16 protein-coding genes are annotated in these 21,785 nt (G+C 39.8%); 6 read left to right on the top strand and 10 right to left on the bottom strand.

The genetic code is table 11. The features are described from left to right. Window positions 1-31: 31 nt before the first annotated feature. The 3 genes from ABFY19_RS03805 to ABFY19_RS03795 form a co-directional block, all read right to left on the bottom strand. The gene (locus ABFY19_RS03805) at window positions 32-418 is read right to left on the bottom strand and encodes a LytR/AlgR family response regulator transcription factor (protein ID WP_418791917.1); all 387 of its coding nucleotides are present in this window, start codon (window positions 416-418) and stop codon (window positions 32-34) included. A gap of 112 nt (window positions 419-530) precedes the next feature. After that, window positions 531-1,619 (bottom strand): response regulator, encoded by a 1,089-nt coding sequence (locus tag ABFY19_RS03800; protein ID WP_418791915.1) that lies wholly within the window; start codon window positions 1,617-1,619, stop codon window positions 531-533. Continuing rightward, window positions 1,597-4,686 carry an ATP-binding protein gene (locus tag ABFY19_RS03795; protein WP_418791914.1) on the bottom strand — a complete coding sequence of 1,030 codons (3,090 nt, stop codon included), beginning with the start codon at window positions 4,684-4,686 and terminating at the stop codon, window positions 1,597-1,599. Before ABFY19_RS03795 ends, ABFY19_RS03800 begins: the two co-directional genes overlap by 23 nt. Window positions 4,687-4,856: 170 nt before the next feature. Between ABFY19_RS03795 and ABFY19_RS03790 the strand changes: the two genes are divergently transcribed. Continuing rightward, window positions 4,857-5,249 carry a hypothetical protein gene (locus ABFY19_RS03790; RefSeq protein ID WP_418791913.1) on the top strand — a complete coding sequence of 131 codons (393 nt, stop codon included), beginning with the start codon at window positions 4,857-4,859 and terminating at the stop codon, window positions 5,247-5,249. 54 nt (window positions 5,250-5,303) lie between these two features. Beyond that, window positions 5,304-6,773, top strand: a complete 1,470-nt coding sequence (locus ABFY19_RS03785) for a stalk domain-containing protein (protein WP_418791912.1) — start codon at window positions 5,304-5,306, stop codon at window positions 6,771-6,773. Between the two features lie 54 nt (window positions 6,774-6,827). Here the strand turns inward: ABFY19_RS03785 and htpG are convergent, their stop codons facing one another. Further along, window positions 6,828-8,708 carry a molecular chaperone HtpG gene (gene htpG / locus ABFY19_RS03780; RefSeq protein ID WP_418791911.1) on the bottom strand — a complete coding sequence of 627 codons (1,881 nt, stop codon included), beginning with the start codon at window positions 8,706-8,708 and terminating at the stop codon, window positions 6,828-6,830. A 115-nt stretch (window positions 8,709-8,823) separates the two neighbouring features. Then, the gene (locus ABFY19_RS03775) at window positions 8,824-9,303 is read right to left on the bottom strand and encodes a DUF6530 family protein (protein ID WP_418791910.1); all 480 of its coding nucleotides are present in this window, start codon (window positions 9,301-9,303) and stop codon (window positions 8,824-8,826) included. Between the two features lie 226 nt (window positions 9,304-9,529). Here ABFY19_RS03775 and ABFY19_RS03770 point away from each other — a divergent pair, with 226 nt between their 5' ends. The 3 genes from ABFY19_RS03770 to ABFY19_RS03760 all read left to right on the top strand — a co-directional run bounded on the left by ABFY19_RS03770 (window position 9,530) and on the right by ABFY19_RS03760 (window position 12,423). Next, entirely contained in the window at window positions 9,530-10,279 is a 750-nt protein-coding gene (locus tag ABFY19_RS03770) for a Uma2 family endonuclease (RefSeq protein WP_418791909.1), read from the top strand. A 277-nt stretch (window positions 10,280-10,556) separates the two neighbouring features. Continuing rightward, a complete protein-coding gene (locus tag ABFY19_RS03765) occupies window positions 10,557-11,054 on the top strand; it encodes a DUF6323 family protein (RefSeq protein WP_418791908.1) in 498 nt (165 codons plus the stop codon). Further along, window positions 11,047-12,423, top strand: coding sequence for a DUF6179 domain-containing protein (locus ABFY19_RS03760; protein WP_418791907.1), 1,377 nt, complete (start codon window positions 11,047-11,049; stop codon window positions 12,421-12,423). The genes ABFY19_RS03765 and ABFY19_RS03760 overlap by 8 nt, the downstream gene beginning before the upstream one ends. On the opposite strand, the gene ABFY19_RS03755 is transcribed toward ABFY19_RS03760, so the two are convergent. The 3 genes from ABFY19_RS03755 to ABFY19_RS03745 form a co-directional block, all read right to left on the bottom strand. Next, window positions 12,397-12,756: a hypothetical protein gene (locus ABFY19_RS03755; RefSeq protein ID WP_418791906.1), complete on the bottom strand. Its 360-nt coding sequence runs from the start codon at window positions 12,754-12,756 to the stop codon at window positions 12,397-12,399. The two genes, ABFY19_RS03760 and ABFY19_RS03755, sit on opposite strands and share 27 nt — an antisense overlap. Before the next feature lie 176 nt (window positions 12,757-12,932). Then, entirely contained in the window at window positions 12,933-14,033 is a 1,101-nt protein-coding gene (locus ABFY19_RS03750) for a response regulator (RefSeq protein WP_418791905.1), read from the bottom strand. Between the two features lie 19 nt (window positions 14,034-14,052). Then, window positions 14,053-15,888 carry a sensor histidine kinase gene (locus ABFY19_RS03745; protein ID WP_418791904.1) on the bottom strand — a complete coding sequence of 612 codons (1,836 nt, stop codon included), beginning with the start codon at window positions 15,886-15,888 and terminating at the stop codon, window positions 14,053-14,055. Window positions 15,889-16,085: 197 nt separating this feature from the next. Between ABFY19_RS03745 and ABFY19_RS03740 the strand changes: the two genes are divergently transcribed. After that, the gene (locus ABFY19_RS03740; protein WP_418791903.1) at window positions 16,086-17,687 is read left to right on the top strand and encodes an MDR family MFS transporter; all 1,602 of its coding nucleotides are present in this window, start codon (window positions 16,086-16,088) and stop codon (window positions 17,685-17,687) included. A 30-nt stretch (window positions 17,688-17,717) separates the two neighbouring features. Here the strand turns inward: ABFY19_RS03740 and ABFY19_RS03735 are convergent, their stop codons facing one another. Together ABFY19_RS03735 and ABFY19_RS03730 are read right to left on the bottom strand one after the other, a co-directional pair. Then, a complete protein-coding gene (locus ABFY19_RS03735; protein ID WP_418791902.1) occupies window positions 17,718-18,617 on the bottom strand; it encodes a peptidylprolyl isomerase in 900 nt (299 codons plus the stop codon). A gap of 63 nt (window positions 18,618-18,680) precedes the next feature. Next, on the bottom strand, window positions 18,681-21,785 hold the full coding sequence (locus ABFY19_RS03730; protein WP_418791901.1) for an efflux RND transporter permease subunit: 3,105 nt from the start codon (window positions 21,783-21,785) through the stop codon (window positions 18,681-18,683).

Genomic DNA, 21,785 nt, shown 5'->3' with positions numbered 1-21,785 from the left:
TTCAAATGATTTTTTCATGTTTTATATGCGTTCAGCATGGATCACCACGCTCCCGGTGATCACGTCTCCTGATATTTTCAATTACTTCATCCAGGCGCCTTTGGTCAGCCGGCAGCAGCAGGTACCCCCGCGCCCCTTCTTCAAAAGCCATAATGGCATACCCGGCAATGCCTGCCATAAACACAACCCGTGTGGCTGGGGAAACCTTTATTATCTTCATAGCCAGTGAAAGTCCCTGAAGCTCCGGACCGCCCACGCGGATAAATGCAATATGGATCCAGCCTTTTTCCAGTTCACTGAAAAAATCGGGCAGGCGGCTGAAACAAGCAACCCGGGAAATGTAACTGTTGTTTTCCAGTAAACGGGCCATGGTTTCAAGAGTATACGGGTCAGTGTCAATAACCGCAGCATTATACATCGAATATCATTCCTTTTTATAGCAGTTAGTTTAATTATATAAAACTTCACTAAACCACCACTAAACAGGTTCATGAAATTAAAAACCGCCCGGATTAATCCGGACGGATTGTTTATTTCATCAGCTTCCTGAAGCTGGCATCAGGTTGTAGGCTAAACTCTTTCTTCAGCCCTCTCTTGTAAATATCATAGTATTTGGCGGCGGCAATGGTGTCTTTTACCGACAATAAAGCCTCCAGCAGCTTGTAATTCATCATGCTGTGCAGCGGTTCATGAGCTAAACCGATTTTTAAGAGTTCAATAATCTTACTGTATTCTTCTGCTATCTTATAATAATCAGCCATCTTTATAAGCAATTGGATATACTTTTCCCTGAACAGCATCCGGTTTCTTTCAGCCCAGCCATATTCATTATCTCCAAAGTAATCACCGGTATAAAGGGCAGCAGTCTCCTCATATTGTGAAATAGTTAAACCATTTATACTCTCCGAAGCAGATGCCAAGGACATAAACTTATAAGCATCACAGTTAATAGCAGTGGCATCCAGCCGGTATGAACCCCTTAAATATTCAATAGGGGCTTCAACACCATTTCGCAGCAAAGCCTTCCTGACATAGTGGAGTGTAGTATTAAAATGGGCAACTGCCCTATCGCCGTCATACTCCGGCCATAAACGGTCAATTATTTCATTCCGGCCGACTTCCCTGCCCCTGCAGTCAATAAGGCAGGCCAGTAATTCCGCCGCCTTACAGGTACGGAATTTCACCTCACTTGAGCCTATAGACACCTTAAATCTGCCAAAACAGCTCACCTGCGCTTGAGAACTCACTATTTGGATGTCTTTTTCCTGAATAATTCTATGCAGGGTTTCTTGCAGTCTGTCTTTATCCACCGGCTTCATGAGGTAATCCAGTGCATTTACACGAAATGCCTCTACGGCATATTCGTTATAAGCAGTTACAAATACCACCGAAGCCCAACTCTGCAGATTTTGCAAATGATTAGACAGTTGAAAGCCATCTAGCTCCGGCATCTCTATGTCCAAAAAAGCCGCATCTATCTTAACCTTTTTTATGAATTCTAATGCCAGCACCGGGTTTGTAAACTTCCCCTTTATCTCAACAATTTCAGTATCTTTAAGCAGCTTCTCCATTTTATCAGCCGAAGGACGCTCATCTTCAACTATTATTGCCCGAATCAATGGAATCACCTCCCACCGGTACAATAAATGAGACCTTTGTTCCTTTACCTGGTTCACTTTCTATAAACAGGCCTATTCCATAAATCTTCTTTAGCCGGAAATGAATGTTTTTCAGACCAATACCACTTATGTTTTCGGCTGTAAAAAGCCTGTCCAGCTTATCGGCAGGAATCCCCGGCCCATTGTCACTAACTGCTACCCGCACTCCGTCCGCGACCTTCCCAACCGATACGGTAACTATACCTCCTCCCGCTCTTTTCCTCAGACCATGACGAATGGCATTTTCAATTAGAGGCTGTATGGACAAAGGCGGTATATCAATTTGGATACTGTCATCCAAAACAAATTCTACACTCATTTCGTCACCAAACCGTGCCTTCTCTATTTCCAAATAAGATTTGATTAGGCTGATTTCAGTATCAAGGGGGACAAATAAATCGAGATTTTTAAAATCAAAGCTGTGCCTGAGATAGTTAGCTAAATCATTGATAAGCTTACCCGCGCGTTCCGGGTCAGAATCACAAAATGAAGAAATGGTATTAAGGACATTAAAAAGAAAATGAGGTTTGATTTGAGCCTGCAGAAAAGCCACTTCGGCTGCCTTGGCCTTGTCTACCGAATCCTTCAAATTCACTAATGTCTTCACCCTGGCAAGCAGTTCCTCTGCCTCAACCGGCTTTGGCAGATAATCATTGGCTCCTGCTTTGAAGCCCCTTACAATATCCTCAGTTGTAGTTTTTGCAGTAAGCATCAGAACCGGGAGTTCATAATGCGACCTGTTGTCCCTTATTATCCGGCATACTTCATACCCGGACATCTCAGGCATCATCACATCCAATATTAACAAGGAAATATCACTCTGTTTCCTGACCTCCTCCAACGCTGCCTTCCCGCTATTTACTGCCGTTATAGAATACCCCTCCGTTTTCAGAATGGCAGCGGCAGACTGTAAGTTTACTCTCTCATCATCAGCTACCAGGATATTTGCCCCTTCTCCCGGTATTCTAATAACCCGAGGTTCACCGGCAGCTGCTGCAATTCCGTAAAATGGAATTTGTGCTTCATTTTTTGCAAACTGTTCCCGGGTAATCGGCAGTGTAAAAGTAAACTTTGCGCCTTTACCTACCTCTGAAGCAACCCATATGCTGCCACCATGTGATTCGATGAGGAATTTTGTAATTGGAAGGCCTAATCCTGTACCGCCATATTTGCGGGCAAGAGAAGTATCCACCTGCTCAAAAGACTTGAATATATCACTAAATTTTTCTTCCGGAATGCCTTCACCGGTATCTTCTATACAAATTTCCAGCATTTCACCGGTTTCTTTTGCCATAACCCTGATATATCCTTGATTGGTACATTTCACCGCATTGCCAACCAGATTATACATTATCTGTGCCAGCCGGTTTTCATCAGCCATAACCGGAGGCAATCCATTAGGAATAGTGCTGGATATTTCCACCCGTTGCGGGTTAGTCAACTGCCTGAATTCATTTAATGTAGTCTCAATAACAGCTTCTACCCTCAAAGGGCTCAGGTTAAGTTTAATATCACTATACTTCAGCCTGGAGTAATCCAAAATGTCATTGACCAGATACGACAGCCTCCTGCAGCTCAGAGCCACAATGGAAAGGCTCTGTCTCTGCCCATCATTTAATTCTCCTTCACTGCCCCGGAGCATACCTTCAGTTATGCCAAGTATACCATTAAGAGGTGTCCGGAGCTCATGTGACGTATTAGCAAGGAACTCATCCTTAAGCTTATCTATCTTCATTAATTTGCCTGACATTTCATTAACATTCTTGAAAGCCTGTGAAAATCTCCTGGCAAGGACAAATGATTCAAGAAAGAGAAGTACAAAAAATCCAAAGCTGGACACTTCACCAACATATTGCGGAATTAACTTCAGATAAACCAGGATATCATAAGCAGCTCCGCCTACCATAGCAAGCGCGCCGGATAATACTATTAGTGAATCCTGTTTCCCTTTTAAAAATGCAATACAGGAACATACTATCGTATATAAAGATGTCAGGATTAGCATTGCCAGGACAAAACATGTATACCTCGTATAGATATGAAGAGGAAGAAGCAGTGTTATCAGTGTAATCACTGCCGCGTAGATAACTGTCGCCCTAACGGCCTTCCCAGATACCTCTTCAGGAAACAACTCCTTCAGGAGCAGGAGAAAAGCTGTGGGGAACCAGTATAAAGTTGCATAATTTATAAATACTATTGCACTGAAACTAATAAAAGGCAGCAGCCTATAAACTGCATAATCTCCATGTATAATCGTCCTGCCGATTACAACCACACACATCAGAACAAAGTATAAACTGCTCTTGTCTTCACGTCTCATCATAAAAATACTTAAATAATATAAACCCATGATGAAAAAGATGCTGAATAGGAATATATCCCTGTATATAATTCGCTTATTTAGGTTTTCAACTTGTTCCGGTGTACCCATATCAATTGAATACCACATACCCCCGCGGGAATAGATGAAGTTTGATATATGTACAACAATATCGAATTGTGCTCCCGGAGCTGCAATTCGAACTGTTTTTGGCCTATACTCAGGACTAAAGTTTTCTTTTTCTGCTGCCGTAGTCCCATTTGAAGCAACCAACTTCTCATTAATGTACATCCGGTATGAGGTAGACATCGTTGGTATGTGGAACGCGATGAGTTCATCCTCATTTGCGTTTATCACTTTTAGACGGTAGGTTGCATATCCAAAACCCGGAAGACTGCTGCCATTAATTTTATAATTGTTCCATACTGCCGGCACTTTGGCCTTAATATCCGCTTCCACGCCCGTTTCCTTAAGTTCATCACTGCTAAGGAACCTGTTCCAATAAAAATCCCATCCGCCACTCAGGCTTATAATCCCATCTCTTCCCGGTTCCCAATCGGCTAAGTCCAATAATCCATTTTGAGGCGAAAGAGATGAAACTCTCACTTTGGTATCCGTAAAGGCGATTACGTCAAAACATATAGCGGCAGCTATTATTACGCCAATTAATCCAATAATGAGTGTTTTTCCGTTTTTATAAAGGCCCATCAGCATCAAACCTCAACTTGTATATTCCAATTTCTTTGTAATTTCTACAAAATAGCTCATATTCCCTTCCAAAAAAATTCTGGTAAAAGTTGAGTCTTAAATAGAAATCAGCTATAATTTACTCAGACGTGTCGGACCATTGTCCATACACGTTAAAGGGGGAATTTTGTATGGTTATCAAATATTACCCAGGGGAAACACATGTATATGAAGCAATGCAGGCTAATGACCCCTTATTAATGCTGGTTTCTTATGACGGGCTGGAAATACTGCTTGCTAATATTGATGATGCCTTTGAACATCACATTCTATTAAAGAAATTGGACTATAAAGAAACAGAGATAGACAGGTTCTTTAGGGTCATAATCAACCAGGAAGGTGCTGACTGGACATTTGTTTGCCCTAGTAACTATAAAAATATCAGCAGCAAAGAGAAAAGAATAAGCGTCTTTTACAATGATGGAATTACTCAAATCTCCAAAGCCATTCAGGCCATAGGCTTCAAGGTGGACATACAAATTCCAAAGCGCTATCGACGCCATTTCGATATTTTAAAAGAATAACTTAAAGTGAAACACAGTAATATACCTTAAACGAAAGAAAAGGAGGTAATTAAATTGAAGAAAAAAGGGTCTTATCTGTTAATACTGCTTGTAGTGACAGTATTGGCAGCCGGTATGTTCTGGGCCAATGAAGCCCGGGCCGATTCAGCAGTTACTCTACTTTCTCCTGCCGGGGGAGAATGCTGGAAACCCGGTGAAGTCCATACCATTTCCTGGACTACCGACCCCACGGGAGGCTCTGTCAACATTTACTATTCAACAGATGGAGGAATAAACTGGAACAAAATAAATAGCGTATTTCTCTCCAATACGGGCAGTTATAACTGGACCGTACCCGATGTGGAAACAAACCATGCCAAAATTAAGGTAGAGAGAGTATTTCTACTGCCCCCTCCCGGAACCACCGAATCCACAGCCAGCAGTGAATTTACCATTACTGAAGGATATTTTGGCGAAACCAAGATATTATCCCCTAATGGCGGAGAACATTGGAACTCAGGAATATTACAGGAAACACGTGAAATCACTTGGACCTCTACCCCCTCCGGAGGGTCAATAACCCTTTATTATTCAACAGATTCCGGCAATACCTGGAATTACATAACCTCCTGCAGCAATACAGGAAGTTATACTTGGGCAGTACCCAACATTAACACCGGCAATGCCAGGATACAGATAAGGAGGCAGTTTTCCTTTACTCCCCCTTTATACAAATACGATACCAGTGATGCGGATTTTACTATTGGTACAGGTATCATAATAACTCCTTTACCCCTGGAACCTATTGAAGTAATTCCCATTATTTTCATTCCTGCAATACCGTCAGGTCTTGATGCTCAAGCTGTTTCGGAAAATAATATTGAACTAACCTGGACCGATAATTCCAGCAATGAAGATGGGTTTAAAATTGAGCGCAGCACAGATGAAAGCATTTTCAGTGAAATTGCCACAGTTGGGGCCGATATAACCGAATACCTTGATACAGATGTGGCGCCTGATACAGAATATACATACAGAATTAGGTCCTATAACAATTTTGGAGATTCGAACTACTCCAATGAAACAACAGCAGTCACCCCAGCAGCAGCCCCAGGTAACCAGACCGGTACAGAAATTGAAATGATTTTTTATATAGATTCGGCTGAATACTATGTAAGCGATCCGGCCTCAACTACCAGCCAGTTACTAACCATGGATGCCGCTCCCGTTATCCGCGAGAACAGAACACTGCTGCCTATTAGATACGTGGCTCAACATCTTGGGGCTTCCGTAGACTGGGACCCCACTGATAGAAAGGTTACCGTGGCCACAGCCGATAAAACTATTGTGCTTTGGATAGATAATAACACTGCCCAGGTTAACGGCATAAACACACAAATAGACCCTGCCAATTCTAACGTAGTTCCGATTATAATCCCACCGGGCAGGACGATGCTGCCGCTAAGATTCATTACAGAAAATCTGGGCTGCCAAGTTCAATGGGACCCTGTTACACGGGGTGTTACTATACTATACCAGGAATAGTACAATTGCAAAGGGAGGCCTCCCACTTATGGGATGCCTCCCTTTTGGAATTTCTTACCTCATCATTTTGCAAATATTGTTAGTGAACTCAACCGGGTCCTCAATTGTCAGTCCTTCAATAAGCAATGCCTGGTTATACAATAAATCCGTATACAACTGCAGTTTGTCTTTATCTTTTTCATATGCTTCCTGCAGTGCTTTGAACACATCATGGTTTACGTTAATTTCCAATACTTTGTCTGCCTTTATATTTTGGTCATTATTCGGCAATGAGTTAAGAACTTTTTCCATTTCAATTGAGAGTTCACCCTCATTAGCCAGGCATACAGGGTGATTTTTCAGCCTTTTTGAAGCCCTAACCTCTTTAACCTTGTCTGACAAAACATTTTTCATGTAATCAAAAAGTTCCTGCTTATCATTATCACCCGTATCAGGGGAAGTTTCATTTTCCTGCTCTATACCCAAATCACCACTGGATACTGATTTAAATTCCTTATCATTATATGTTGTGATCATTTTTATTGCAAATTCATCAACATCATCTGTGAAATACAGAATTTCATACCCCTTATCAGATACAAGCTCCGTTTGCGGCATTTTATCAATTCTCTCAACTGATTCTCCGGAAGCATAATAGATATATTTTTGTTCTTCAGGCATCCTGGAAACATATTCACCTAAAGTAACCATTTTTTCCTCTTTAGATGAATAAAACATCAATAAATCCTGCAGAACCTCTTTATTAATGCCAAAATCAGTGTAAATACCATACTTCAACTGTCTTCCAAAAGATTTATAGAACTCTTCATACTTGTCCCTCTCATTTTTCAACAGGTTTTCCAATTCATTTTTAATTTTGGTTTTAAGATTTTTGGCGATAAATTTCAGCTGCCTGTCATGCTGCAGCATTTCCCTGGATATATTAAGGGACAAATCCTCCGAATCCACCATGCCTTTTACGAAACTGAAATAATCAGGCAGCAGGTCAGCACACTTATTCATAATCAAAACACCGTTTGCATAAAGTTCCAAGCCTTTTTCGTAATCTTTAGTATAAAAATCAAAGGGCGTTTTTTCAGGAATAAATAAAATCGCCTTATATGTTACGGTACCTTCGGCACTGATATGAATGTGCCTGATTGGCTTATCAAAGCCATAGCGTTTTTCCGAATAAAAGTTCTCGTAATCTTCCTGGCTAAGCTCGTTTTTATTCTTTTTCCATATAGGAACCATACTGTTTACAACTTGTTCTTCTTGATACTCTTCGTATTCCTTGTCACTTCCTTCTTTTAATCTTGTCCCGGTAATATCCATTTTAATGGGGTACCTGATAAAATCGGAATACTTTTTAATAATGGCCCTTAATTTATACTCTTCCAGGAACTCATCATAATTTTCGTCATCTGAATTCGCTTTAATTTTAAGAATAACATCTGTGCCAATCGATTCTTTTTCACATGGTTTAACAGTATACCCATCAGCCCCTTCAGATTCCCATTTATAAGCTTCTTCACTTCCCAATGCCCTGGTTATTACAGTCACTGTTTCAGATACCATAAATGCCGAATAAAACCCCACACCAAACTGTCCGATAATATCATAGCCATCTTTTATTTCATTTTCATTTTTAAAGTTTAATGAGCCGCTGCTCGCAATAACTCCCAAGTTGTCTTCAAGCTCCTGTTTGGTCATCCCTATACCGGTATCGGATATTTGCAGCAGCCTGTTTTCTTTGTCCACTGTCACTTTAATATAGTAGTTGTCTTTGTTGAAACTTAGGGAGTCATCAGTTAATGCCCTGTAATATATTTTGTCAATAGCATCACTGGCATTGGAAATGAGTTCCCTTAAAAAAATCTCCTTATGGGTATAAATAGAATTAATCATTAAATCCAACAATCTTTTTGATTCAGCTTTAAATTGCATTTTTGACAAATCAAATCTCTCCTTCCTCTTTTAAAATTGATTATTAAATCCAATTTCAAAAATTAGCACTCTACTGATGAGAGTGCTAATTTTATTTATTATATATCAAAATATCAGCATAATGTCAATATCCCATTTCACCAAGTATCCTTGCTAAAGTACTTAAACGTTCTCCGATTAATTCATCATCATTGCTGAGAGCTTGGCTGAATAATTTAATATCTTCGTCAATTTTTTCATTTTCAGTACATACAGCCACTGTCATAGCATCACCCTGTAAAGGAACTCTATCTATAATAGGGTTTTCCGGATCAAATAAGTTTTCATATCGATAAGCCTCACTAAAATGTAGTTTTGCCCTGCAAACAAGAATTGCAAGGTCAAGAACACGGTGTAAAGGCAGCTCTTCAGATTGTCTGGACCATTTTTCACCGGTATATCTCCATACTTTAGCAGAAATATCCACCTTGCCGCGATCATTCCATTGAGCTAATCCCAGTGAAAGTCCTTTTGCATCAGAGCTATAAGCATTTCTGCCATCCACGTTCTCATAATTTTCGGATACAATCACAGGTTTGTGTTTTAAGGCAGTAGGTATTTTCATTATTTTACCTCCAATGATTTATTAAATTGATTATCCTGCTAGTTGTTTAGTAAACTACTGCTCTACTAAATAACTATTATGATTATACTCTTTAATACCACCAGGTGTCAATATCCAACTCTTATTTATCAATTATAGGCAAGTGTAGCTGTTTTTTACTTAATTATAGTTTGTTTAAGTTTACATTGGTTAATATAATATATATAATATTATTAGAGGTGATATTATGGTTGATGCCAGCCGACTTGTAACCGCTCATGTCCTGGCTGATTCTTTAAATTTAGCTGTTGATACAATCTGGAGATATACAAGGGAAAAAAAAATTCCCTACGTAGATTTAGGCAATAAACAATACCGTTATTGTCCTTCTGATGTAATCAAAGCACTAACCGGTTCTTCTGTTCAGGAAAAAGCAGCCGGATACAAAATTAGTCCCACTAAGACTTTTACCTATCAAGACTATTTAGATCTGCCGGAAGAACCAGGATACCGTCTTGAAGTTCTTGACGGCGTCTTAGTTAAAGAACCCTCACCAAATGTTATGCACCAACGAGTATCCCGCCGGCTGCAACGGATTCTGGAAGATTATTTTTGGAACAATGACCCAGACGGAGAAATCTTTAATGCACCACTGGATGTTACCTTCCATAGCATTACTGTTGTCCAGCCGGATGTATTCTATGTATCAGGGGAGCAAAAAAGCATTGTCAAAGAAATGCGCATTGACGGGCCTCCTAAACTAGTTGTTGAAATCCTGTCCATATCAACCGGTCGCAAAGACAGGCTGCAGAAGATGCGGATTTATCAAACTAACCAGGTACAGCATTATTGGCTTGTGAACCCTGATGAAAAAACTCTTGAATGTTTTTGCTTGAGGGATGGCGTATATGCTCTTGTTGCTGCCGGAATGGACGAAGATATTATAGAACATCCGGATTTTCCACAATTAATAATTGACTTAAAAGCTTTATGGTAGACATAAACTATAAGCATACCGGTGAACGGTTATCCAATGGTTAACTTATACAAAATAATAATCCTCTTGTCAGGTTCCTGGACAAGAGGATTATTATTTGTCATTAAAAACAAAATTCATTGACTTTTTATACAAATAATAGTATACTAAAAATTAACCCAAATTAAGTATTAAAGAAGATTCTCTCCCAACTATACTATATCATAAAACAAATGCTTTGTCAATATTCTTTTTTCTACTTTTCTATCTGCTAAAAAATAATTAAAAGGAGTAAAATATGGCTGATAATACTTTTATATTTCCTATTATTTTTATGAATAAACAGGCCATTTCTGAAATTATAAACTGCAATAAAATAACTCTCCGCTACGGGCTGGTACTGTCTCCGCAAGAGGCTGCAGAGCTTGTTGAAACACAGACAACTGCCCTGAGAACCAATGGACGCATCGAATTTGGTTCGGGAGTCATTAACAAAATTATTATTAAATTTTGTGACTCCCCTTTCCTTGCCAAGCACAACTATGCTCCCATATTAAATGACTTAATAGAAACTTTTTATTACTTCAAAAATGAAACTCTGAATGAAATAGATGATGATGATTTAATTTCACTGATGAAAACCTATTTTGACCAAAACTGCCGAGGCTCTATTGAACTGCTGCAAAACCGGGAATTGGAATTAATGGCACGCAATATTCGCTATGGAATAAGAAATTATATGAGCATGTGCAAAGATACAGAAGAGTCTTTTAGTGAGGATAATTATTATGACTAATCTTGATAAAAAAAGCTTAATAAAAAAAGAAGACCTCAGTAAGACACAGTATTTTCAGTCATTTTTGCACGAGGCCTGCCGCCTTAATCTAGTAACTGATTCCGAACTAGAAAATATCCAAATGCAAGCCATCCAGCTTTTAGCTAGACAGTCAGAGCGCTATACCTGTGGCGGAAGCAGTTCCATAAAGGAAGAAACCGCACAAGACATTTTATATTCTATCTTTTACACTATTGGAATCTATTTAAAGAGTTTGCCTGATGCCGATATGAGCATTGAGGCACTAAAACAAAAACCTTTAACAGAATTATACCGGCAGGGCAAAAAACTGACGGAATTACAATTGGAGCATGCTAAACAAATGTTTAACATAGTTCAAAATGATTCCCTGGTCACGGATAATTACGCCTACAATGATACTATCCTAAATGGAATCCCGGCTTTTTTCTGTGCTTATGATGTTGAATTTGCTGCCCATGATACTCCCGGTTTCATAGATTACCCTTTAAGCATTGTTGAAATGGAATTAACCGGTATAGAGTACATCAATGAGTATTTGCAAAAAATGTTACTGGAAAATCAGTTTTGTAAAAACTTCGATATCAATGATATTCATTGTTTGCTGCGCGGTTATGATGACAATTATCAAGACTTGCTGATAAATATTTTTGAAATTGTGCTAACAAACGCAATTGGCTGCATTTTAGCAGGAAAGAATATCTTAAGGCTTAATATTGAACTTTTTGATAGGCAGTATTTGCAGCAAAAATTGGTGAACGTGTCAAAAAATCAAATAGAGACAACGCTAATAAATGCATGCACACAACTCTGTAGCGAGCTTAATATCTTTGATAAGTCTTTAAGACAGATTATGATAAATACTATTAAGAATCTGTCATCAAGACTAGAAAATGCGCTGGTAAATAATCGCTTGGAATCATTATTTATAAGTTTAAAAGAAAAACGTTTACAACCTTCCTTCAAATTTGAAGATGGAAGAAAAATGGATGATGAATTATTTCGCAGTATTGCAGATGAAATTAGGCGGTGCAGATATGTATCTGACAAGATAGTAATCATAAAAAGAGAAGTTCAGAGCCTAGCCGACCTGGTGGATATTCTTGAAGGGTATTGTCTCTTTGATGATGAATTTTTTGAGGTATTTCAATCACTTGAAGATTTGGAACTGGCTCTGCTTTTGCAAAGGCTGCCAAAAAATGCGGCAGATTCACAACTCAACTATACACAACTCAACTATACAGAAATTGAAAAAGAATGGCATAAACAGCTAAACAGTTTCTTTAAAGTAATAGATGTGACCAAAAGAGAACAAATAAAAAAGTTAAACATGCTCAACAACACTGAATAACACTTTTTCAAAATTCTCCCTCTCAATTGGATATAACAGATATCCATAAGCGACAACTTCACAAGCATCAGGTGCGCAATCATTTTCTTCGGCAACAAAAATTACCCTAATGGCCTGGTCCATTGCCTTCACCATCTGTCCTATACCCAGCCCTGGGATGTCGCTGTTTCCAATACGAATAAAAACTAATTCCGGCCTTTCCAGTTTAATTTGTTCCAGAAATGCATCAGGGCTCTTCATAAGCACTACATCCCTAATATACGGTTTTTCCGAGAGCCAGGTCGCTATTTTAGCCAAACCATAGCCGCCTGTATGAAGAATATAAACTAGCACAAATTCACCTCCTAATTTTTGTTTATATAAAAAAGTGAAATTGAACACTATTCCATTGTACAACCATAATCTCCCAAAATTCTCCCAAATAAATTAACTATTTCTCAAAATAAATAAACCACCCATCTAATAAAATAGAGGTGGTTTCATCATTAATAATTGAGATTGCTTCACTTTCACTTTATTGAAGAATAAATATTCAATAATTTAATCTGGGGCTGAACCCCAAGGTCTTCCATCAGCAATTTTGTATATGCCGCAAAATGTCTCGCAGCTTTAGTCTTATCGCCGGTCACTCTGTAAAGTTGCATTAACAGCTCGGTAATATTTTCCTCATAGGGGTTTCTGTTAAAAACCTTTAATAAGAGCTTCTCTGCTTTGGCATATTCTTTTTTTTCTATGTAAGCCTTAGATAAACGAACAACAACTTCACCGTACTGCCTGAAAAGCCTCTCACGCTCCAAATCCGCCCAGGGCCAGTCCGTCCCTTCCATGTATTCACCCACATACATAGTTTCTATACCCTCAAGGCATTGAATTGTCATATTGCAGCTGACCCTTCCAATGCATTGCTGAAAAAGCAATACATCCACTTCTACAACACCCAGGTTGATACTATAATATCCAGAAATACTAATCAAGGACTTATCTATACCGTACTGTACCAAAGTTTTGCGAATATAATAAATCCCATTATGCAGCTGGTGTACTGCTTTTTCTAATGGCGTTTCCGGCCAAAGCTGCTCAAGGATTTGATCCTTTGAAACTTTCCTTCCCTGATGATGAATTAAAAAGGCAAATAGCTCCCTGGTCTTTTCGGTCCGCCATTTTACTGGCTCCTCCCCAAACCATCCCATTTGAAACCGGCCAAAGCAGCTTATTACAAGCTTTTTACCCTCACTTTGCTGTTTAATTTGGTTCTTTGCCATTACTCTCTTCAAGGTAATAGTCAAGCGTTCCCTGGAAATAGGCTTTAATATATAGTCCAAGGCATGAAGTTCAAAAGCTTCAATGGCATACCGGTCAAAGGCTGTAACAAAAACAATGTTCGTATCCTGACACTGGTCAAGTATTCGAGAAGCTGCATCAATTCCCTGCATCTGCGGCATATTGATATCAAGAAATACGACATGTGGTTTGATACCGGCTATTTCCTCAATGGCCTCCAGTGGGTTGATAAACATTCCCGCTATTTCAACAAACTGATGACTCCTTAACAGGTATTCAAGGCCTTTTAATGCAGGTCTCTCATCATCAATCAATACTGCTTTAATCATCAGGCAAACTCCACTCCCGTCATAAAGGGATACTCCATATCAACTCTGTTCCGGCTCCGGGACTGCTTTTGATTTGAAGTCCTTTACCAAACAGCTTCCGCAGCCGTCTATCTATATTGACCATTCCAATACCTTTTGGTGAATCAAACTTTTCCCAATTCAATTTGTCTACAGACATTCCAATACCATTATCTTTTACCCTGAATATGAGATAATTTCCCTCTTTTTTTACTGATATGTCAACCCGCCCTCCTTCAGGCTTGGGTAAAATTCCATGGATAATTGCATTCTCAATTAATGGCTGCAGTATAAATTTAGGAACTCTGGCTTCCAATTCTTCCGGAACCTCAAAGCTTACTTCTATTCGCTCCTCAAAACGAAACTTTTCGAGCTCAACATAACCTTTGGCAAGCTCTATTTCATTTTTCAGCGGGACAAACTGGCATAAATCCTTCAAATCAAAACTGCTTCTTAAGTAACTACTTAAATTCATCAAAAGGTTTCTCGCTTTTTCTATATCATAGTACGAGATAGAGACAAAGGTATTAATGGCATTATATAATAAATGCGGCTTGATTTGTGCCTGTAAAAATGCCAGCTCGGCAGCAATTTTCTTGTCATGATACTGCTTAATACGCTGTGCCTGAATAACCAGTTGGATAAAAATAAACAAAAACAGCCCAACATAAAATATTTCACCACAATCACAGCAAATAACATTAGTCCAGTATAAGATATCATGCACATAGGTAACCAGTGCTATCAGAATACTGATAATATTAAGCCAACCGCTTTTAGCCCGTCTTTTAATACCTATGCTAACAATAACTATTGTACATATTATACCGGCTATTTCAATATAGCTGCTGATATAAAAACTACCGGTATAATCTAATGGCGGCGTAAAAATATAATACAATTGAAATATAACCGCAATAATAAGATATATCCTGACAAAAATACCCGAAACCTTTGATGGATAAAGGGAATGCATAAACAAAATGAGTAAAAACACCATCCACTCAGCCACTGAATAAGTAATTAAAAGAATAGCATCTAAACTCAGTTCAGGAAAAAATTCAAGGATTATGAACTGCCCTACCATATCAATACTAACAGCTACTGATATGCAAAACAGAGCAAAATACAAGGTATACCTTAATTTATTACTCAGGGCAAAAACGGCAAAATTAAATAAGGAGGTAATCAGCAGAGCGCCAATCAGAAAAGTTTCTTTCTCCTTTGTTCTCTCATTAAGACTGATAATATTATCAGCACTGCCCATTGACATGCAATGCCAGAATCCGCCCCTGGCATTGTGAAAATTTGATGCTTGAATAATAATGTCAAATTCGCAATCGGGAATATTGAATAATGCGACCTGGGGTTTATATGCTCCAATTTCTGTCGCGGCATTTTCAGATACCCTTCCATTTGAAGCAACAAGCTTTTCATTAATAAATAAATTGTAAGCACTGGAAAAGGAGTGCACCTTCAGCCCCATCATAGTACCTGCCGGCAAGCCTGTCTTAATATGCAGCCTGTACGTAGCATAGCCCTGACCGGGAAGGTCTGCTCCTTTTAACGAATATGCATTCCATGCATTTGGGACATAAACCAAGAGGTCATATGTTTCTATGTCAAGGTCTGGGTAAGTTAATAATTTATTCCAGTAAAACTCCCATTCACCATCAAGTACGAAAATTTCATCCTCAAACTTCTCCAAATGGGTAAGGTCAAATATTCCTTGTTCAGCTTCAATAGAGCTTACCTGTGCCGGAGTGCACCCTGCTACAAAAATCATAATAAAAATCAGCAATTTATATCCTAATTGCTTCATTCTCTGCAGCCCCATATCCCATCCATTTTTAAAATACTCCCAGAACTAACCCATGTTTGTAATATATGTAAATTATATCTAGCAATTAATATATAGTCAATGGTATAATCACTGCTTTTGCCCGATACCATTGACTTTTATTTCTAAAAAAAGTATAATAAAAAAGTTTATAACATCTACGCTATTCAATAAATTCGGGGGAGTCTAAATCTGTGGAAAATTTATCATACCAACGCAAAGCCACGATTATGTTTGCCATTTCTACAGCCATGTTTTTTTCTTCTATTAATCAGACAATAGTAGGTGTAGCCCTGCCTCGCATTATCGCCAAACTAGGGGGCATGAATTATTATACCTGGGTTATAACTATCTACCTGTTAACCTCAACAATCTCTACAATTTTGGTGGGCAAGCTCTCAGATATTTATGGAAGAAAGCCATTTATTTTGTCCGGAATTGTGATTTTTATGACAGGGGCGTTCTTTTCCGGAACCTCACAGGATATCATACACTTGATTATCTACCGTGGGATTCAGGGAACCGGGGCTGGGATAATTATGGCTACAGCCTTTACTGCCATTGGCGATTTGTTCTCCCCGCGCGAAAGAGGCCGCTGGATCGGGGTTATCAGTGCCGTCTTTGGAATCTCCAGTATCCTTGGTCCCGGTTTTGGCGGCTATATTGTAGACCATATGGATTGGCACTGGGTGTTCTGGATGTTCCTGCCATTTGGTTTTTTGGCGTTTTTTATGATTCTGCTGCTTTTCCCCAAAACTAACCGAAGAAAATCTGAATCGATCGATTATCCAGGTTCCTTATTTATAGTTCTTACAATCGTCCCCATGCTTCTTGCGTTCTCATGGGCCGGCACAAAATATCCCTGGGATTCGTCCCTGATTTTGGAACTATTCGCCTTCGCGATTGTTTCTCTGGCCCTCTTTATTTTTGTTGAAACCAGAGTAAAAACTCCGCTCCTTCCCTTATCCTTGTTTAAAAACAGCGTTGTATCACTTTCCTATGCTATTGGTTTCATGATGCATGCAGGCATGTTTGGGGCATTGATGTATATGCCGTTTTACGTGCAGGGCGTAAAAGGCATTTCAGCAACTTATGCCGGCTATGTTACTATGCCCATGTCTATAGGTATGTTTGCTTTAAATGCTTATTCGGGACGCCGGATGACCAAAACTGGTAAATATAAAAAAATGGCCCTTATTGGAATGTTTACCATGGTTACTGGAATGCTGCTCATGGTAGTTATGAACAATATTCCTATGGCAGCGATTAGTATGCTTATCTTTGGCTGCGGCCTCGGACTTGGAATGCCTGTTTTCATGATTGCCGTTCAAAATGCCGTTGATTCCAAGGACCTGGGAGTAGCTACAGCATCAGTTCAATTATTCCGCAACATCGGCGGGACCATTGGAATTGCTGTGCTGGGTACCGTTCTTTCCACAAGCATGGGCACTAAAATAAAAGCCTTAGGCGGCAGGCTAAATCTGGCAGGACTGGAGCCGGCTGCAATCAAAAAAATTTCTCAATTAAAAAATCCCCAGATTCTTTTAGACCACCCAAAGCTTAGTGCAATTCAAAACAGCTTACCGGAATCACTCCATCCGGTCTTTACTCAACTTATAGAAGCATTACGGGGAGCCATGGCTGCTTCCCTGGCCAATGTATTTTTAAGTATCTTAATCGTCTTGATACTGGCATTTTTCCTGACCTTCTTCCTGAAGGAACTCCCGCTTCGTACAACTGTCCACAAAAGCAATTCAGTTAATAATATTGCCTCAAAAAAAGAGAGCGTTCCATAAGTTCAATCTTATGAACACGCTCCTGTTTTTTTATTTGTCTTCCAGAAAATTTTCGATCTTATACTCCTCATACAGCTCCTGCAGCCAGGTGCTATATTCCGTCTGCGCTTTCTGTCCAAACAAGGTGTCCTTAATTTGGAGTTTACTTTCTTCATAATTGGCTTCCTGGGCCTCTTTAACTTCAGTCACCTTAATAATGTGATATCCGAATTCACTCTTTACCGGAGAGCTAATTTCTCCGACCTCTAGGGCAAAGGCCGCTTTTTCAAATTCTGCAACCATATCACCACTGCCAAAAAACCCTAGGTCCCCGCCATTTTCCTTGCTCATTGTATCTGTTGAATTGTCTTTTGCCAGTTGCGCGAAATCTTGTCCATCTGACAGCTTCTTTTTAATCTCATTTGCTTTTTCTTCAGTTTCAACTAAAATATGGCTGGCCTTTACCTGTTTTTGCTGAGCGAATTGTTCCTTGTTTTCGTCAAAGTATTTCTTTATTTCCTCTTCAGTAATTGAAATTCGCGGTTCCAATAATTTATTTATTTTTATATTCAGGGTCAGCTCTTTTTTTATATCATCTAAGGAATAACCGCTCATTTCAAGGGCTTGATTAAAAGCATCCTCACTTCCATAAGATTGATGAAACTTTGCCAGTTCTTTTTGAATATCTTCATCAGATATAACAATATTTTGTTTTTTAGCTTCAAATTCAATTATTTTTTGTGAAATTAACGAATCCAAGACCTGCTGACCGTTTTGTTTTACCAATAATTCATATAGTTCATTTTTGCTGATATTTTCTCCATTCACGGTAGCCACAACGTCTTGTTGCGAATTCCCATACCAATAACCAACTATAATTGATAAAGCAACACCTAGGATTAAAAAACTGACGATAATAGTACGTTTAGTTTTAGGAAATTGAAGTTTCACTTGATTAATCACACTCCTTCATGAAGTATTATAACAGATAAATGTGTCCAATGTGTGTCTATATTAAAATCCCGGCAAATTCATTACTCCCATGCCCCGTTTTTTTCGGAACCAACGCCCGGCATCGTCCATGATAGTATATACTACCGGAACAAATACCAGAGTGAAAAGGGTTGACATTATCAGTCCCGCAACAACAACAGTGGCCATAGGGGCCTGAGCCTCTGCGCCTTCTCCAAAGCCTAACGCCAAGGGTATCAGTCCCAAAACCGTTGTCAAGGTGGTCATCAATATCGGTCTAAGCCTAATTGGCCCGGCCCGGACAATAGCCTCGGCCCTATCTATCCCCTGCCGCCTCAGAGTATTAATGTAGTCAACCAAAACAATAGCATTGTTAACAACTATCCCCATCAGCATAATTACCCCAATTAAAGCCGTAACACTCAAAGACCTGCCTGTCACGGCCAAACCACCGATTACGCCGATAAATGTGGTGGGTATGGAAAACATAATAACAAAAGGATGCATCAAAGATTCAAAAAGAGACGCCATAACCATATATACCAATATTATTGATAAAATCAAGGCTAAACCCAAGCTTTGGAAAGATTCCATCATCTCCTGATTTTGACCACCATACTCTATGGAATACCCACTTGGTAATTTCACTTTATCCATAGCCTGTTTAAGTTCTGTAGTCACAGAACCCAAATCCCTGCCTGTTACATTTGCAGTAATATTAACTACCCTGGACTGATCTGACCGGTTAATACTGGTTGGCCCATTAACCCTGGAAATCTCGGCTACCTCCCTTAACGGCACCCTGGCACCGGTAGGGCTAGTTATAGTCATACCTTCCAGTTCTTTCAGGCTAGGATTATTATCTCCTATTTTAACCCTGATGTCATACTCCCTTCCCCCTACCCTATATGTAGAGGTAGTTATCCCGCTGATTGCTGTCCTTACACTGGAGGCTACCTGACTTGATGTCAGGCCTAATTGTCCGGCCCTCTGACGATTTACAACAAGCTGTATTTCCGGGCGGGATTCCTCCAGACTGCTTTCCACTTCCCTGGTACCCGGAACTCCACTAACCACCTGCACCACCTGTTTGGACAACTCCTTTAACGTTGTCAGGTCTTTGCCTTTGATAGCTATATCTATAGGACTGCCGCCGCTCATCTGCTGCATTCCAGCAGATACTGAAATTTTTGCCCCGGTAACAGTCTTAAATCTCTTTCTCAAATCTTCACTTATTTCATCAATAGAACGCTCCCTTTCGGTCCTGCTGCCAACCTTCAGCTGCATATGAGAAACCGCTCCTGTTGAACCGCCCATCATCTGACCGGTACTGCCGATACTGGTGAAAATGGTCCGAACCTCAGGCACCTGTTTAATTATCTCCTCAACCTCAGTGGCTACCCTGGCCGTATCTTGCAACACCGCACCTTTAGGAAGCTCGACAGTAACTGAAATTTCTCCCATATCAACCGCTGGTATAAACTCCATGCCAATAACAGGTATTAAAGCAAAACTGCCCAACAAAACCGCAATCACCCCTATTAGCACAGTTTTCCTGTGCTGCAGCGCCCAGCTCAATAACTTGCGATACCATTCATCCAATGCCCTTAGGGAATGCTGCACCATGTTGGCCATTTTAGCTAAAGGTGTCGTTCTTGCAGCTTCTTCCAAGGGATTTACCTTCAATAATTTCGATGATAACATGGGTATCAAAGTCAAAGCAACAAAAAGTGAAGCCAAAAGCGAAAAGGTAACAGTTAATGCTAACTGCTTGAAAAGCTCTGATGCCAACCCTTCTACAAATACAATCGGCAAAAATACCGCAACAGTTGTTAAAGTCGAAGCCAATACTGCACTACCCACTTCACTGCTTCCCTTTATGGCAGCATCAATATATCCATGTCCCATCTGGCGATACCGGTAAATGTTTTCCAAAATAACGATAGCACTGTCAACCATCATCCCCACCCCCAAAGCAAGTCCGCCCAGGGACATAACGTTAAGGGTAATTCCGGCAAAATACACCAGAATAAATGTGGAAATTACTGAAAAAGGAATCGCCAATCCAATTATCAAGGTACTGCGGATATTTCTTAAAAACAGGAGGAGTACCAGTACGGCAAGAATCCCCCCTGCTACCGTGTTCCTGGCCACTTGACTTATGGATTCCTTAATAAACATTGACTGGTCGACAACAACATCAATTTTCACACCCACAGGGAGTTCTTTTTGCAGTTTTTCAATTTCTTGATTTACTTTATCCGCAACCTTAACTATATTGCTTCCAGTTTGCTTAAGAATATTTATACTCAGACTGGGTTTTTGATCTACTCTCGTAAACTGAGTCGGCTCCTGATGGGTAAACTTAACCTGGGCTATATCCTTTAACTTAACTTGGGTACCCCCGGAACCGTTGATAATGATTTGCTCGAAGTCCTCAATCTGCTTAAGTTCCCCTACGGTCCGAACCAACAGCTTTTCCTTCCCGTCTTCAATTTCTCCTGAAGACAGGTTCATGTTTTCTCCCTGCAAAGTCTGGATAACCTGGTTAATTGAAAGTCCGTAAGCATTTAATTTGACAGGGTCGGCCTTAACCTCAACCTCATTGACCAGTCCTCCCGTTATTGCAACTGAAGCAACCCCTTCAATTCTTTCCAAACGGTTTTTGATCAGGTCTTCCGTTATCTGCTGAAGACTTGCCAGGTCCCGGCTGCCACTGACACCAACCTGTATAATAGGCATGATTGTGGGGTCCATTTTAAAAACAGTAGGTGTACCCACATCATCAGGCAAACCGGATTTAATAAGGTCTACCTTTTCTCGCATCTGAAGAGTGGCAAAATCAATATCCGTACCCCAGTTAAACATCATCAATACCATCGAACTGCCGGGTGAAGATACGGACATGATACTTTCCACATTATTTACCGTACCCAGGATTTCTTCGAGGGGCCTGGTAACCTGATTTTCAATTTCCTCAGGACCGGCGCCGGGATAGTTGGCAATAACAGCCGCTATCGGAAAATCCAATTCCGGGTATAAATCAATAGCAAGTTTTCCCAGGGAAACTATTCCAATAAGCAAAATCCCCAGAACAATCATAGTAATAGTAACAGGTCTCCTAACGGCAAATTCAGATATTTTCAT

The organism is Phosphitispora sp. TUW77, assembly GCF_048453025.1.
Taxonomy (GTDB): Bacteria; Bacillota; Thermincolia; order Thermincolales; family UBA2595; genus Phosphitispora.
Note: the sequence above shows the minus strand (reverse complement) of the source record. Positions and strands in the feature narration are given on the sequence as shown.

What these genes read in the sequence shown, in the direction of transcription:
- ABFY19_RS03745 (WP_418791904.1), bottom strand. Translation starts at nt 15,888, where the DNA reads ATGGGGCTGCAGAGAATGAAGCAATTAGGATATAAATTGCTGATTTTT.
- ABFY19_RS03730 (WP_418791901.1), bottom strand. Translation starts at nt 21,785, where the DNA reads ATGAAAATATCTGAATTTGCCGTTAGGAGACCTGTTACTATTACTATG.
- ABFY19_RS03770 (WP_418791909.1), top strand. Translation starts at nt 9,530, where the DNA reads ATGGTTGATGCCAGCCGACTTGTAACCGCTCATGTCCTGGCTGATTCT.
- ABFY19_RS03795 (WP_418791914.1), bottom strand. Translation starts at nt 4,686, where the DNA reads ATGGGCCTTTATAAAAACGGAAAAACACTCATTATTGGATTAATTGGC.
- ABFY19_RS03760 (WP_418791907.1), top strand. Translation starts at nt 11,047, where the DNA reads ATGACTAATCTTGATAAAAAAAGCTTAATAAAAAAAGAAGACCTCAGT.
- ABFY19_RS03765 (WP_418791908.1), top strand. Translation starts at nt 10,557, where the DNA reads ATGGCTGATAATACTTTTATATTTCCTATTATTTTTATGAATAAACAG.
- ABFY19_RS03805 (WP_418791917.1), bottom strand. Translation starts at nt 418, where the DNA reads ATGTATAATGCTGCGGTTATTGACACTGACCCGTATACTCTTGAAACC.
- ABFY19_RS03790 (WP_418791913.1), top strand. Translation starts at nt 4,857, where the DNA reads ATGGTTATCAAATATTACCCAGGGGAAACACATGTATATGAAGCAATG.
- ABFY19_RS03750 (WP_418791905.1), bottom strand. Translation starts at nt 14,033, where the DNA reads ATGATTAAAGCAGTATTGATTGATGATGAGAGACCTGCATTAAAAGGC.
- ABFY19_RS03775 (WP_418791910.1), bottom strand. Translation starts at nt 9,303, where the DNA reads ATGAAAATACCTACTGCCTTAAAACACAAACCTGTGATTGTATCCGAA.